Source organism: Pseudarthrobacter siccitolerans (assembly GCF_030823375.1).
Lineage (GTDB): Bacteria > Actinomycetota > Actinomycetes > Actinomycetales > Micrococcaceae > Arthrobacter > Arthrobacter siccitolerans_A.
The window spans coordinates 16718-31922 of record NZ_JAUSXB010000002.1 but is presented as its reverse complement, the minus strand read 5'-3'; the positions used below and the strand labels follow the sequence as shown (position 1 = coordinate 31922).

13 protein-coding genes are annotated in these 15205 nt (G+C 60.0%); 7 read left to right on the top strand and 6 right to left on the bottom strand.

Annotated elements, in window-relative coordinates:
• The first annotated feature begins 92 nt into the window (after window positions 1-92).
• Window positions 93-347: a winged helix-turn-helix domain-containing protein gene (locus QFZ36_RS20690; RefSeq protein ID WP_373427095.1), complete on the top strand. Its 255-nt coding sequence runs from the start codon at window positions 93-95 to the stop codon at window positions 345-347.
• A 139-nt stretch (window positions 348-486) separates the two neighbouring features.
• Here the strand turns inward: QFZ36_RS20690 and QFZ36_RS20685 are convergent, their stop codons facing one another.
• The 4 genes from QFZ36_RS20685 to QFZ36_RS20670 form a co-directional block, all read right to left on the bottom strand.
• The gene (locus QFZ36_RS20685; protein WP_306639339.1) at window positions 487-945 is read right to left on the bottom strand and encodes a hypothetical protein; all 459 of its coding nucleotides are present in this window, start codon (window positions 943-945) and stop codon (window positions 487-489) included.
• Between the two features lie 95 nt (window positions 946-1040).
• On the bottom strand, window positions 1041-1661 hold the full coding sequence (locus tag QFZ36_RS20680) for a phosphatase PAP2 family protein (RefSeq protein ID WP_306639337.1): 621 nt from the start codon (window positions 1659-1661) through the stop codon (window positions 1041-1043).
• Entirely contained in the window at window positions 1662-2660 is a 999-nt protein-coding gene (locus QFZ36_RS20675; RefSeq protein ID WP_306639336.1) for a hypothetical protein, read from the bottom strand. It abuts the gene before it with no gap.
• Entirely contained in the window at window positions 2657-3148 is a 492-nt protein-coding gene (locus tag QFZ36_RS20670; protein WP_306639335.1) for a hypothetical protein, read from the bottom strand. Before QFZ36_RS20670 ends, QFZ36_RS20675 begins: the two co-directional genes overlap by 4 nt.
• A gap of 230 nt (window positions 3149-3378) precedes the next feature.
• Between QFZ36_RS20670 and QFZ36_RS20665 the strand changes: the two genes are divergently transcribed.
• The 6 genes from QFZ36_RS20665 to QFZ36_RS20640 all read left to right on the top strand — a co-directional run bounded on the left by QFZ36_RS20665 (window position 3379) and on the right by QFZ36_RS20640 (window position 12665).
• Complete coding sequence (locus QFZ36_RS20665; protein ID WP_306639334.1) at window positions 3379-3624, top strand: hypothetical protein; 246 nt, start codon at window positions 3379-3381, stop codon at window positions 3622-3624.
• A 138-nt stretch (window positions 3625-3762) separates the two neighbouring features.
• Entirely contained in the window at window positions 3763-5616 is a 1854-nt protein-coding gene (locus QFZ36_RS20660; protein ID WP_306639333.1) for a hypothetical protein, read from the top strand.
• 160 nt (window positions 5617-5776) lie between these two features.
• Window positions 5777-6700, top strand: coding sequence for a ParA family protein (locus tag QFZ36_RS20655; protein WP_306639332.1), 924 nt, complete (start codon window positions 5777-5779; stop codon window positions 6698-6700).
• Window positions 6697-7059 carry a ParB family protein gene (locus tag QFZ36_RS20650; protein WP_306639330.1) on the top strand — a complete coding sequence of 121 codons (363 nt, stop codon included), beginning with the start codon at window positions 6697-6699 and terminating at the stop codon, window positions 7057-7059. Before QFZ36_RS20655 ends, QFZ36_RS20650 begins: the two co-directional genes overlap by 4 nt.
• A 192-nt stretch (window positions 7060-7251) precedes the next feature.
• Window positions 7252-7605, top strand: coding sequence for a TnpV protein (locus QFZ36_RS20645; RefSeq protein ID WP_306639400.1), 354 nt, complete (start codon window positions 7252-7254; stop codon window positions 7603-7605).
• A gap of 107 nt (window positions 7606-7712) precedes the next feature.
• Window positions 7713-12665 carry a helicase-related protein gene (locus QFZ36_RS20640; protein WP_306639328.1) on the top strand — a complete coding sequence of 1651 codons (4953 nt, stop codon included), beginning with the start codon at window positions 7713-7715 and terminating at the stop codon, window positions 12663-12665.
• Window positions 12666-12784: 119 nt separating this feature from the next.
• On the opposite strand, the gene QFZ36_RS20635 is transcribed toward QFZ36_RS20640, so the two are convergent.
• Complete coding sequence (locus QFZ36_RS20635) at window positions 12785-14209, bottom strand: hypothetical protein (protein WP_306639326.1); 1425 nt, start codon at window positions 14207-14209, stop codon at window positions 12785-12787.
• 474 nt (window positions 14210-14683) lie between these two features.
• A complete protein-coding gene (locus QFZ36_RS20630; RefSeq protein WP_306639324.1) occupies window positions 14684-15202 on the bottom strand; it encodes a hypothetical protein in 519 nt (172 codons plus the stop codon).
• Between the last annotated feature and the right edge of the window lie 3 nt (window positions 15203-15205).

Genomic DNA, 15205 nt, shown 5'->3' with positions numbered 1-15205 from the left:
ACGGCAAGATTGCAGGTATGCCCAGGTACGCCCATCCGAAGACAACGGCTCACTTGGAGCCGGTCATTAGCGCGTTCGGGAACCTGACCCGAGTGGCCATCATTGGGTTTCTGGCACAAAATGGTCCCGCAACCCGGGGTGAGGTGGCGGCAGGCCTCAATATCGGCGTAGCGACGGCAAAGCACAATTTGCAACTGCTCACCGAGGCAGGCATCACAAGCCAGGACCCACCGGCAACCGAAGAGCGGAACGGGATGCGGGTTCAGTATCTGCTGGAGCGCGAAGAAGTCCTGCGGCGCTACAAAATGCTTGGCGAAGCTTTGGGTGTGGTTCCGGAAGCCGGCTAGAAGCCCCGTGTCGCTAGCTCCACCGCTGCCATTGGCGGTGTGGTGATAATCAGGCCGGCCGGAAGAATGTTTTCCGGCAGCCTGCGGGTAGCGGCGCATGTACCAATCTTACTGAAATTATTTCAGTAGTGAATTTCTTTCAGTTGGCCGTGGTGCCCTCATCCTGGGTCCGCGTCGGGAGGTTTCTGAGTGCCTTCGTCACTGCGCGGACTGCTTCGATGTTCACTTCCCCGAGGACACGTGCCGCAAAATGTTCGACCTCTGAAATTCGCAACGCTTCAATGAGCCGTAGTTCGGCTTCCACTCGCTCGGGAACGGGGCCGCTGCGCTGCAGCAGGTAGTCGGGGTCCACGTCGAAGAAGTACGCGAGAGCCTTCAGCAGTTCGGGGTCCCACCGGTTGTCCGGAGAGCCGGCGAGGAGTCGATGCCAACGGGTCTTCGTCAGATTGAAGCCCTGTTCGGCTAGACCGGCTCGTATCTCCTCGTAAGTGAAGGTGTCAGCATCTTTGGCATGCACTATGTCGAGAAGGAGTTGTAGCTTGGACGCCAAGACCTCCCGGTCTGTCCTGCTATCAACGGGGTTGGTGCCCTCAGTCATTTTTCCTGCTCTCGGAGCCGCACGTGTGCCGTTCGTTGTACCGGTGTCTGCTGTTCCAAAACTGGGGACCCTGAACGTTTAGAGAAAATACTATGTCAGTTCAGAATCAGCACGCAGGCTGATCCGAATACGACGAGTCCTGTCAGGAAACCGGTTATGACCTGCGACAACGTGTGATCCTTCAAATACACCCGTGACCAGCACACCAAAGGCGCAGCGATGACGAAAGGGATTGACCAGACTCCGAAGAGCATCGCTGAGGAAACCGTCGCGCCCCCTAGCGTCATGGCGTGGCCGGACACTTTCCAGAAGGGGCTGACAATAATGAGTGCAAGGATTCCGCCGAGAATGCCCGTAATCAGCGCCCAAACAGTTACCGGAGTGTTGATCAATGTCAGTATCCCGCAGCCAACAAGGGCTGATGCCAGGGTCCAAAGCATGACAGGGCGGCGCTGCTTCTTGTCTCCCACATGGTGGTCCGTGAGTGTGCCGCGGCGGGCAAGAATCACCACCACCAGTAGGGGCGCCAAACAAATGGTTACGGCCGCCACGAGTCCAGGCAGCAGAGACGTGATCCCTCCACCGTCGCGCACTGCAGCAAGGATGAGCAGCAGCGAGAGAACAAGGGGCGGCTGCGCCACTTCCGTTGATATGCGCGCCAAGCGCTGAATCATCGAAGGTGTAACCACTGCTGCGTATTGGGTGTCTGTAGCCACCTAAACTTCCGCCCTTTTCGTAAGCTCCAGCCCAAGGGGCTCGAGTGTGTTGGTCAGCCGCCGCTGAGCCAGGACAAGGGCCCTCTCAGCGGATGGGGAATAAGCTGCTTGCTGGCCCGCAGCGCGAAGATCACCAATGGCGATAACCAAGGTGTACAGCCGCTCCGACGGGTGAGGCCCCAGGACGTCGGCCGCGAACGAAAAACGTGCCTCCGGAGATTTCCCTTCACTTCTCACGGCAGGAAACTTGCCATTGAGCACGAGAATCCAGAAACGATCCACGAGGGCCAGCCTGCGCCAGAGCCGCACCATTGGCGGTATGCCGAGTCCCAGGGATGTGAGCAAGATTCCGCTGTAGAAGAGGGGGGTGAACAGCAAATACGTGACACCTGCGAGGGGGCCATCCACTCCTGCGAAGCGGAGGGTCATGTAGATGATTTCGTCGAGGCAGCCAAGAACCATAAGGCCCATTCCCACACCGACTACGGTGGCGCTGGCCAGAACCGTGCGGCTATCACGCGGACCAATGCTCACTCTTAGAACCGACAGGCCTAGGGATCCAAGGATCGCCATGTAGACCGTTGCATAGATATACACCGCCGGCTGGTGAATGGTTTCCGGGATGAAGGCGTCAGTTGTCGGGACGAATGCTTGCTGGGTGAAGGGGACAGCTATTGCCAGGAGGAGTACAGCAAGGAACAGAGGCCGGTGCGTCGTGCGGCGCTGGGTCTTGGGTTCTGCGGACAGGGCACTGAACACGCCTTCCCGGACAAGCCACACGGCTGCGGTAACCAGGAGGTTCCTCACCAAGTGAAGCCAGTTTGTCCCACCGATCAAAGCGTCAAGGGTACTCTCCGGGACGATTTGACCGGTACAGAAGAGGCCCACGACGCCGACGCCAGTTGCTCCCAGGAACGCCGTCGATGCGTTGTGCCGGGCTACCAGGTACAACCGGGCCGCGAAGACAACAGCTAACAACCAGAATGCCGCCTGAATCACAGCCCAAAAATCCGCTCTGCGTCGGAGACGCGCGAGCCCGGCCCTGCTACCAGCCGTTGAGCCAATGCATAGGCGAGATTTTCGGCCGCCTGCTCGGCCTCTTCCAGAGGAATGGCCGCCGGCCGGCACATCCAACTGATCCCTCGCCGCTTCCCGACCCCCGAAAAGAATCCTGCCGACTGAAGGCCGTCCGCTGGTTCACCCTTGTGCCCCAACAGAATGTGCCCGAACTCGTGCAGAATCACGTGCCGGCACCAGAACGCGTGACCGCGACGGTACTGAATGAGACCCCGCTCCGGCATGTCGACCCAACGCCCGGTAACGCCATCCGCCAGAACGTCGTCCGCTACTTCGTCAAACTCCAACGGTTTGCCGTAAGCCCGCTCTACTGCGGTGATGAGGTGCGGGAGGGTAGGAGATGCCGGCAGCTGCAAGGACTGGATCGTCCGCAGGGACAACTCCGTAGGTTCTAACAATTGGTTCGCCATCAGCTTCCCACTCAGGTGAACATGCCACTGAAATTATTTCAGTGATGTGTAGTATGGATTTCAGCGCCTGACCGGACTAATCAGGCAAGGGCAAACCATATCAAGGCACCCTTATCTCTGCTTGTCACGCGGCGCGCATCTGTCATTTCCCCATGTCAGAGAGGTAAACGATGCGACACGCTGCGCCACCCAGCCGATTTAACCGTACCCGTACGGTTAGACTCGCCAGCATGAGCGCATCCAAAACCCGTCGTCCCAGAGGCACAGGCCTAGACAACGTGATTCTGCGTGTTGACGTCTCAAAGTCCGCTAAGGACTTGGTGGACCGTGTGTCCGCCCATACCAATCTTTCCAAAGGTCTCGTCACCGAACGGCTCCTGCTTGGTATCCCTTTGGATGCCCGCGGGCTGCCGCTGTGGGATGACATTGACGACTACAGGGACCAGGGAGCGCTGCCTATACCGAAGGCCAGTTAAATAACTGAAGGCCCGCACAGAGGCGGGCCTTCGTTAAGTATTTAGTTCAGATCTCGTTCTTGGCGGGATTCGATCTGAACTTTTATCCAAACACCCACCCAGTGGGTGGATTTTGTCGTTCCCCCGAAGGAGTAACTGATGTCTATGGTACCGGAAGTCAATTCCGCGTCAACGCACGCACGTGAGGGTGTCGTGGGGCAAACCACTCCCCAGCAGGCTTGGGTCCTTGCCCCCCTGATCGCCGGCCAACCGTCCTACCGCCTGGGGCGATGGATAGGCACCAGGTTCCAGTACCCGCGGCCGGCAACCCAGCCGAGGATCACGAAGTCTCTTCCTGACCGCCCCGCAGCGGTGATGATCCACGGCGCGGATGGCTCCGTCTCCACCCTCTGCATTGACCTGGACACATCCAAGGCGCTGAAAGGCGTCGTCGAGTCGGACGCCGCACGTCTTAGGAAGCTTCTGGCCGAAGCCAACGTCGGGTTCGTGGAAGACTTCTCCCCCAGCGGCGGCCGACATATCTACATCCCCCTTCAGCAGCGCCTCACCGCTGCAGAAGCCCGCGGCCTCATTGAAGCCCTCGGCCTTCTGGCCGCAAGCCTGGACCCCAGCCCCCACCAGAACATCACGGACGGATGCATCCGTGTCCCCGGTTCCGCTCACAAGGCAGGCGGTCACCAAACCCTCATCACTCCCCTGTCCCAGGCATACGCCATCCTCCGCGTCCGGAACTCCCCTCGCGCTATAGGGGCACTGAGAGCAGCCTTGGCTCCTGAACTGGCACGCAACACGGTCATCAAGGAACGCCAGGCCAGAGCCGCAACTGCAGCACGGGCGGCGGCCGCGGTCCATCTGCCCATCGGTGGGCGCAGCGAGACTCCACTGCGCCGGATTGCGCGTACCGGGCTATACGACACGGCCAAATATGCCAGCCCGTCAGAGGCCCGCATGGGCGTGCTGAATCACTTCGCTGCCTGCGGATGGTCCCTAGAGGACGTCCAGAACGAACTGACCGGCCAGTTCCCAGGGCTGGCAGCTCTTTACGGTACGCCCTCAAAGCAGCTACGGCTCCTCCCCCTCGAATGGGCCAAGGCCCAGGCCTTTATTAACGCTGGCACGAGCCAAAAACCCGGCTCCAGCAGAACCGGGAAAATCAGTGCCCGTATTAACAACACAAGCCCCAAGAACCCCACAGGGGGGGCACCCAACTCCAGCCCAGCTGCAATACACCAGCTCGTGAACGACCTGGAAAACGTGCTCTACGCGGTACTGGACCATCGGCTCAAAGATCGCGGCCGTGAAGGCCTCAGCTTGCGCTTCCTCATCCGGGCACTTCTCGCCTATATGAGGACGAAGGAGACCGACCTGCTTGACGTTGGATGTCGCACACTGGCCGCAGCAATGGGGAAGCACCATGTGACCATTGCCCGACTCCTACCAGTGCTGGTCCAAGCCTCAGACGGCATCCTTACTAAAGTTGCCGACGCCCGCCGTAAAGCAGCGGACGTGTACCTTATCCAACTTCCGGAGCATTTTCAGATGCTGGCCCGTGAACTCACCTGGCGGAAAGGGAAAATTCACGCCATCCGGCCGGTATTCCGGGCACTCGGTGATGCAGCAGCCATCGTCTACGAAAACATGGAACGCGGCCGCCACTCCCCCACCACCGCAGAACTCATACGAAACAGCGGAATCAGCCGTTCAACCGTCGACAAGGCTCTCGCCGCAATGGAGGGTCTGGGCATGATCCAACGTGACGACCGGCGCTGGAAAATAACCGCCACAGTGGGCCTTCGCGCCCTCGCGGAACGCCTGGGCGTAATGGAGGACTACGCATCCCAGATCAGTCGCAACCGACGCGAACGCGCGGCTTGGCACGCTTACCTGGATCGGTTTCTGGACGTCCAGGTGAGTGAGTCTGACTTTCACGACGCTGAGCGGGAAGACCACTGGATACCGCCTGATGATGCGGCTCTATGGTTCGCGGCATAGACACCGAGGATCCAAAGTTGTATTGACAGCAACACTTGCAACACTGTCAACGCCAGTAATACTTGTAAAACATGCAATGTCAGTATAACCAGTAATAAAAGTAACGGACACGATTGCCAGCAACACCAGTAATGACAGTAATGACAGTAAGTTGGGGGACATGAAGACAGATCAGCCATTCGACAGGACCGGCCTGGACCGGGTCTGCGCATTCGTAAACGGCAAGGGCGGCGTACTGAAAACCACCCTCACCGCGAATCTGGGCGGACTTCTCGCCATCTCAGGCTGGAGGGTGTTGCTGGTGGACTTCGATCCCCAGGGGAACCTCGGTCTTGACCTCGGATACCGCCACACGGAACGGGACGACGATGGAATGGGGTTGGCGCAGAGCCTGATGTTCGGTGCTCCGCTTAGTCCGCTCAAGAACGTGCGGGACAACCTAGACGTGGTACCTGGGGGAGCTCACCTCGACCAAGCCGCAGCAGGCCTCGTCTCCTTGGCCGGCAAGGATGCCCGTAAAGCCAAACTTGCGTTGGCGGCAGCGCTGTCTCCGGTCGCTGAACAATACGACATCATCTTCATTGACTGCCCGCCGGGCAATGAACCACTCCAACTGGCGGCACTGGGCGCTGCTGCCCAAATCATCGTGCCCACCAAGACGGACCGCGGCGGCCGGGAAGGTCTGCTCGGGGTGGCAAAGCGGCTTGACTCCGTGATCGACGTTAATCCCGGCATTGACCTCCTTGGCGTGATCATTGCCGCCACGTCTTCGTCGGCCAAATCCGTCCAACGCACCGTCCGGGAAGCCATCATCGATGCGTTCGGCACCGACGATGTGCTCTTTGACAATATGGTTCGCCACGCCGAATCGCCTGCCCAGGCTGTCCGTGAACGGGGAGTTCTCGTCCATGAGCTGGAGGAACAGGTCAACTCCGGACCAAAGTGGTACGAAGTCCTTCGGGGAACCGCTAAGGCGGGGCCAAGCCAGCCAAGATCGGCCGGAAATGTGGCCGAGGATCTTCACCGGGTCGCACAAGAATTGGTGGCCCGTTTGGAAGCTGCAGAACAAAGGAACGCCTCATGAGTCAGAACCGTGAACCCATCGGCCCTCCGCCGCGCCGCCCCTCCGCAGGTGGAGTTCAGAACCTTCTTAAAGCCAACAGGGCGCCCGCCTCTGAAAGCCAGGCACCTGTAACTCCGGTGGAAGCTGTTCCTTCTTCGAAGAAGGAACCGGTTACGTTCTACATGCTGGGCGCTGACAGGCAACGAGCCAAGGCCGCCTACAAGGCCACGAACGGGGAGGAGATGGACGCCTCCTGGACGGATTTCGTCGCCCGCGCTGTTATGAACGAGGTTCTTCGGCGGGAACGCATGTACAACAACGGAGATCCGTTCCCGAGGGTGAGCGCAAAGCTAGCTCCCGGGCGAAAGCTCGCACCATAGAAAGCTGGCATTGCTGTCAATGCCAGTAATGCCAGCATTGAATGCTGTTGTGATCCTGATTGATGCATACCCGCTAGCGTTGCCTACTGAAATGATTTCAGTAGAAGGCGGGGGCTATGGCGGGGCGCAAGAAACAAATTGATGGCCAGATGAGCTTTGACGCTCTCTGGGCGGCACCAGAGGAGGATCGTGATGAACAAGTACGGCAGGCAGGCACAGGAAGCCTGGAAGGCAGCAAGTCCGACGCGCTACAGCCAAATACAGAACCCGGCGGAGTTCTTCACCAGCCTGGGGGAGCAGGCCCAGGAACAAGTGGACGAGCTGTTGCCCAAGATCGCCGGCCCCGATCCGAAGGACGAGAGCTACTTCGAGAAGGTAGGCCGTCTGAACGCAGCGAAGAACCAGGCCGAGGAGATCGTCCGCTACGACCTGCTTTCGCCACCGGAGACGGAGTGCGAGGACGAGGAGGACGAGCACGTGAACCCGAGCATTCAGGAGTACCTGAACTCCATGGCGGAAATCGACAAGTTGCGCCAACAGCTCTAGCCGACAACGAGACGGGCAGGTTCCGTCCGTTTTCGCAGGAAGACCTGGCCCCATCCGGTGCCCGCAGTCGCATCAGGGCGAACCTGGAAGCCCTCGAGGTGCTGCAGATGCTGCAGAGCGAGGGCCGGCAGGCCACGGACACCGAGAAAGCGTTGCTGGCCCGGTGGGGGAGTTGGGGAGCGCAGGGCGTCTTCCAGATCTTCGATGAGAACCGCGAGGAATACGCCGGGGACCGCCAGCATCTGCGCAGCCTCCTGTCCGAGGCCCAGTACGACGCTGCAAGGCGGACCACGATCAATGCCCACTACACCGACGCCGCCTACGTCCAGGCGATGTGGTCCACCGTGCAGGAACTTGGTTTTAACGGCGGGACTGTCCTGGAGCCAGGGTCCGGTGTGGGTACCTTCATCGGCTTTGCCCCGGATACGGTCGAGATGACCGGCGTGGAGCTGGACCCGACCACCGCGGCTATCTCCCAGGCCCTCTACCCAGAGGCCGCCGTCCGGGCCGAGTCCTTCGCCGACACGAAGCTGCCCACTGGGCACTTCGACCTCGCCATCGGCAACGTGCCTTTCGACAAAGCCGTGCTGCACGATCCCCGCCACAACGCCGGCGGCCACTCGATGCACAACCACTTCATTCTCAAAAGCCTTGAACTGACCCGTCCGGGCGGCATGGTGGCCGTCCTGACCTCCAGCTTCAGTCTTGACGCGACGAACCCGGCAGCACGTCGGGAGATGAACCAGCTGGCCGACCTCGTGGGTGCCGTCAGGCTGCCCACCGGCTCACACCGCAAGGCAGCAGGCACCGACGCGATGACGGATCTGTTGATCTTCCGGCGCAGGGAACCCGGCCAGGAACCGGCCTCCACCCTCTGGGAAACCGTCACCGCCCGCCAAATCGACGGGACGATCACCCGCCTGAACTCGCACTTCGATGAGTACCCGGAACGGCTTCTCGGTGAGCTGCACGTCGGCAATGGCATGTACGGGGCAGAAACCCTCCAGCTGACCACCGACGACCTCGCAGCCGTACCGGCCCGGCTGAACGCGGCACTGGCCGACATCGTGGCGGAAGCGAAAGCCTCGGGCATGGTCATGACCGAACGGACGGCCGAACAGGAACGCCAGCGGGCCGCCTACGTCCCGGCAGCAAGCCATGAGTGGGATGGCCACATCAGCGCCACCGATAACGGGTTCACCATCGTTGAAAACGGCTCCCACACCGACTTCGCCGTGCCCAAGACCCAGGCCACTGAACTCCGCGCCCTTCTGGGCCTGCGCGACGCCGCACGGAAGCTTCTCAGCGCAGAAGCCGAAAACCGGGACGACACTGCCGAGATCGATGCTTTGCGCCAGGACCTGAAGACCGCCTATAGCCGGTATGCGGACACCTACGGGCCGATCAACCGCTATACCCTCCGGGATACTGGCCGGGTTGATGAAGAGACGCAGGAGCCCATCCGGGCCCGCATCACGCCCCGGGCAGTGTCCGTCGTCTCCCGGGACCCGTTCGGGCCCTTGGTCATGGCACTGGAGAACTTCGACGAAGCCACCCAGACAGCCTCCCCGGCTGCCCTACTCTCCAGCCGTCAGGTCCAGCCACGCCGACCGGTCCTCGGTGTGGACACTGCTGAAGAGGCACTTACCGTCACACTGGATAGTGTGGGCGAGGTTGACCTGGACTACGCCGCGTCCCTGCTGGGCATCAGCCGTGAAGAGACACGGGCAGCGATGGGGGAGAGCATCTACCAGATCCCCGGCGCTGATGAGGCTTTCCAGACCCGGGCCGAATACCTGTCCGGAAATGTCCGCGAAAAACTCGAAGTAGCCCAGGCGGCCGCACTCTCGGATGACAAGTTCGCCGTGAACGTTCGGGCTCTCACCGACGTCATGCCCCAGCCGCTGCGCATGGACGAGGTGGAGGCCCGCCTGGGTGCGGTCTGGATCGACGCCGGCACTCACCAGGAGTTTGTCCGTGAAATCCTGAATGACCCCTACGCCACCGTCTCCAATGCCGCCGGCTCCATGTGGGACGTCAAAGCCAACCGTCACACCCTCGCCGCCACCAGCAACTGGGGCACCCAGCGGATGCCCGTCTCAGACATCCTCAAGCAGGTGTTGGAACAGCGGCCCGTCCGGGTCACGGACGAAGGCGAGAATAACCGCCGTGTCCTGAACCCGACCGAAACGGCAGCCGCCCAGGAGAAGGCCCAGCTGCTGCAGGAGCGTTTCAGCGAATGGGTGTGGGAGGAACCCGAACGGGCTACCCGCCTCATCGACGAGTACAACCGCCGCTTCAATTCCATCGTGCTGCGCGACTACAGCACCGAGGGGGAACGGCTGACTCTGCCAGGCAAGGCCAAGGACTGGAATCCGCGTCCGCATCAATACGCAGCCGTGGCCCGCATGCTCTCCGAACCTGCCGTCGGTCTGTTCCACCAGGTCGGTGCAGGCAAAACCGGAGAGATGGTCATAGGTGTGATGGAGCTGCGCCGCCTGGGCATGGTCAACAAGCCCGCCGTCGTGATCCCAAACCACATGCTGGAACAGTTCGCTCGCGAATGGCTCCAGATCTACCCCCAGGCCCGCATCCTCGCCGCTTCATCGGCCGACCTCGCAGGAGACAAACGCCGCCAGTTCGTTGCCCGCGCGGCCGCCAACGAATGGGATGCCGTGGTGATGACCCGCACCGCCTTCCAGCGCGTCAGCCTCAGCCCTGAAGCCGAAGCTGCCTACATCAGTTCTGAAGTTACTCAGATACGCGCCGAGCTTGAGGCTGTAAGGAACAGTGAACAGGACAACGGACGCGCCAATTCCAGCATCGTCAAACGGCTGGAAAAAGCCGTTCTTGCACAGGAAGAAATCCTCAAAGCCAAACTCGACGCTCCCGCCGATCCAGGGATCAGCTTCGAAGAGACCGGCATTGACTACCTCGTCGTGGACGAACTGCACGACTACAAGAACCTCCGGACCCCGAGCAACATCCCCGGTGCCGCCATCCAAGGCTCAGCACGCGCATCGGACCTTCACATGAAGACCGAGTTCCTCCGCCAGCGCGAAGGCCGGCGGGTCATCACCGGGGCCACGGCAACGCCGATCGCCAACTCCGTCACAGAAATGTACGTCATGCAGCGCTACCTGCGCCCGGACCTCCTCGAGGCCACCGGGATCCAAGACTTCAACACCTGGGCCGCGACGTTCGGCCAGGTCGTCGAGGAAATGGAACTCTCCGTAGCCGGCGGCGACCGGTTCAAACTCAAGAGCCGGTTCGCCAAATTCCAGAACGTCCCCGAGCTGCTAAAGATGTTCCACACCTTCGCGGACGTCAAAACCGCCGAAGACCTCAAGCTCCCCGTCCCGGACCTCGCCCCACGGGACGGGGACGGGCTACGCCAGCCCAACATGCTGGCCGTGGAACCCAGCCCCGAACTGCGCGAATACATCCAGGACATCGGCAAGCGCGTAGACGCCATCCAGCAACGTCTCGTGGACTCCGAGGAAGACAACATGCTCAAAGTCTCCTCCGACGGCCGCAAGGCCGCCCTGGACATGAGACTCGTGGACCCCACACTGTTCCAGCGCGGACCCACCAAAATCAGCGCCACCGCTGACCTGCTGGCCAGCGTCTACGAAGAACACAAAGACCGCATCTACACCGACCCGAAAACCGGGGAACCTGACCCGGTACCCGGGGCCCTGCAGCTGGTCTTCTGCGACTTCGGCACACCATCTGACCGGTGGAACGTCTACGGCGAACTCAAAGACCAGCTCCGCCGCCGTAGCGTACCCGAGCACATGGTCCGGTTCGTCCACGAAGCCAAGAATGACACCGAAAAGGGGAGGCTTTTCGCGGCAGCCCGCTCCGGCCAGATCGCCGTTCTGATGGGCTCGACCTCGAAAATGGGTGTCGGCACGAACATTCAAAAACGTGCAGTGCACCTGGTGGACATGGACGCCCCGTGGCGTCCGTCGGACGTCGAACAACGCCACGGCCGCATCATGCGCCAAGGCAACCTGAACCCCGAGGTCCGCATCTCCCAAGTCGTCACAAAGGAATCCTTCGACTCCTTCATGTGGCAAGGGCTGGAACGGAAGTCCCGCTTCATCAACCAAATCATGCGCGGCCGGCTCGACGTCCGGGAAATCGAAGACATCGGGGACAACACCTTGAACTTCGCCCAAGCCAAAGCCATCACCAGCGGCAACCCGCTGGTACTCGAAAAGGCCGTCGCGGACCAAGAATTGGCCCGCCTCAGCCGCCTCGACCGGGCCTACAACCGCAACATGATCGCTGTCGCCTATACCAAACGCGGCGAACAATCCGCAGCCGACGCCGCTACCGCCGACCTGCCTCTGATCCAGGCGGCAGCAGCGCGGACCGTGGACACCACGGCAGATGCCTTCAAGGCCACCATCGACGGTAAAACCCTCGACAACCGCGGAGACGCCGCCGAAGCGCTGCGGGCATGGGCCGGCAAGCACGGCCACCGGCTCATGAATCTCTACGGGTACGACGAACTGGGAACCATTGCCACCCTTGGTGGCCACGAGCTCCGCGCGAAGCTCGTGCCGGCCCGGGATCTGGACCGCGCCACCGTTGAAGTACGTATCGAAGGAGTACCCAGGGCAGCAACTCAGATCGCCCGCAGGAGCCTGCTGTCCGCTGACATCGGCACCATCCGTCAACTCGAAAACAGGGTGGCTTCCCTGCCACGGCTCGCCGACGATGTGGAGTCAAGGCGCCAGGAAGCTCTCTCCCGGGTCGAACAGGCAGAGAAAGCGCTGGCAGAACCCTTCAAACACGCTGACGCGCTTAAAGCCGCCCAAGCCAACTCTGCCCGCATCGACCAACTCATGGCTGCCGCAGCAAAACCGGAAGAACAACCGCAGCCTGAGCCTCCCATCAAAATCGACCCCCGGCTGGAAAAGATGCAGCGACTGATGAATGCCTCTTTCCCGCAGCAGTCCACCACTCCGGCCGCTGCAGGCACCGCCACAGCAATCCAACAACGGTCAGCAGAACACCGCCGCCAGCAGGATTCTGACTACGGGCGCTAACCCGTGGCAGATGTACGAAGGCCCTGCACAGCCAACAGGCTGTGCAGGGCTTTCCTGTGCGGATCAAGGCGCGATCATCGTCCTATCGATGCCGGCCTTACCTTGGGCTTTCTGGTGGATTAACCGAGGAAGGAATCCTCATGCCACTTCAGTGTGTAGGCGAGCCAGGGGTCCAAGACGTTGAGCAGGGGAGTTGTAGCTGATTTGGTGAACTCAAATACAGGCTGGGGGATGTCACCTGCGAGCTCTACTTCTTCTTCATCGAAGAAGTAATCATCGTCTTCGGCTTTAGCCTCCAGAGCCTTGAAGTTGCCCAGTTTTTCATCCATGACCTTGTGCGCAAGGACGTGCATGTTGTTGGCCTTGGCTTCAAGCGCCATCACGTTGAGCTGCTTGGCATCGAATTGAAGCATCTTGCCGATCTGAGCTTTGATGTCAGCAAAAGGAACCGATGTGGGGACACCCAAGTCCCGGAGGGCAAGAAGGATCAGCTGATATCCATCTGCTCGACGCCCTCCCACCTCATATTTGCTCCGCTTGTCTCGCTTCTTTTTCGGCCCCAAACCGAGGGTCGTGAGCCAATCAGCGGAGTCGTGATCCTTGATCGACTTGAAGAATTCATTCCAATTGCTTGGTTCTTGGAGAGTAAGAGGAGTATCACCTTCTACTTTCTCGAGGACATCGTTGACATCTTCACAAAGATCCAGGCACAGCTGCTGCATGATCTGGGGGCTGCCAAAGCTTTCTGAAGCCAAGCGGGCGATAGTGCTTTTTTTCGCCACTACGTTTAGTGCTGCAAAACCCAAGGTGGCAATTTTTTCCAGGTCCGTCTGGTCCCAGGTACCAACAGTGATGGACTTTTGCCTGCCACCTATGTTGGTGCCTTGGAAGGCTGGATCTGTTGCGCGGTTAGGGAGGGTTATCAGTACGACAGAAACCCCGGCCCCGGTCACCGGCCGCAGAGCGCGGATGATTGATCGCCGTTTTTCTACATCAGTGATGAAGTGGAAATCGTCAATGGCGATCGCGACCTTCAACCCTCCCTTAGCCAGGAGTTCAAGTGCCTTTATGACTTCACTCTCGGCATCAAGCGGCACAGTCTTGGAAGTCGACTGTTGTAGTGAGTGTTCTCCACCTACCTGCGCGCCGGCCTCGGCCTTGCCCACCAGGGCAAGGGTGGCTGCAAACTTACCGAAAAAGCCCCACGTAGATTTGTCGCCAGAAACAGTGCCCGTATCCTTGGACGCTGGGATCTCCAGCTCGGCGGCCAGCTTGAGCCAAAGAGTCTCGCTCCCCTCGCTCAAGGACTGCCCGCGCAGGAAGATTGAATATCCCATCTTTTTCAAGGCGCTGTTAACTAGGGTGGTTTTGCCCAGCTTCGTAGTACCCATCACTGGAATATAGAAACCGCCCCGCCTAAGTAGGCGATCCAACGCCTTTGACAGGTCTTCCCTATCAACGTCGGTGATGGTCGGTAGTTTGGCGGGTGTGAAAACGTCGCTTGTCTGTATGGACGTCAGTACGTCCCCCGTGTGCTGAGTCATAAAAGAGAGCGTAATGGGATAGGAACTTTTACGCCCACTTGGTCCAGAACCTGAGCAACTACGTAATCGGGGTTTGGACGGACATCGCCCGCCCAAACCCCTTTGGCTACTTCCGCTTGGTGATCTGGAGGAACACCAGCAGGACGATAACGAACGGTAATGCTTCGTACATGGCCCGGCTCCCTTCGCGTTGACGGTCACCAACTGCCAAATGGCCGGAAGTGCCTATCCGCCGCGCGAAGCGCGAATGCGCCTGAGAACAGAGTAAAGGCCAGGCAATAATTCCGCTAGGAATGGACCGGGTCGCAAAGCTTCTGCTTTTTCAAACGCATTGTCCAACGACCTGCTGCCCCTCGATCCACTCACGCCAGGGTCTGTGAACGCCCGCTGGTGCATATGTCGATCGTCCAAGCGACACTTCATGCCTACTCCCTTGTGGGCGCTTCGTTCATCTCAGCGAACCGTCGCTTTCAGTTAAAGTGTGCGATTAGCGAAGGGAACCTTCCCATACCTGTCTTTGAAAGCCAGAATCATGGCGTCCTCAAGCTTTTTTTCCGTTCCGCCTTGCACAACCTTCCAGGCCACTAACAGTTTCCTAGCATCGGCTAGCTGCCAAATGTATTCGCCGCCACTGTGGCCGTGGACTCGTCCTTGGCCCGCCACTGAGTATTCGTTGATCCGGTCCCACAACCCTCCACCGTCTTTACGCTGGCCTGCCTTGCCGAAGTACAAGACCGAAGCCCCGTGGACCCAGCTTGCTTCAAGCTCACTTATTGGCGCGTTTGCCTTGCGGGCTTTGTGGGTTCCGCCGAAACCCTTGGTCAAAAATTGTGGGGCAGAAGTGTTCACCCGTAGTACTACGTAGACACCCGGCGATTTCGGGATTCCCCCATCATCCTGGGCGTACTGCTGCCGGACATCTTGGAAGGTTTGAAATCCTCGGAAACCCTCGCCCATGAGCTCATGGACAGTAAAGTGCTTCAGTTTAGCCATGCA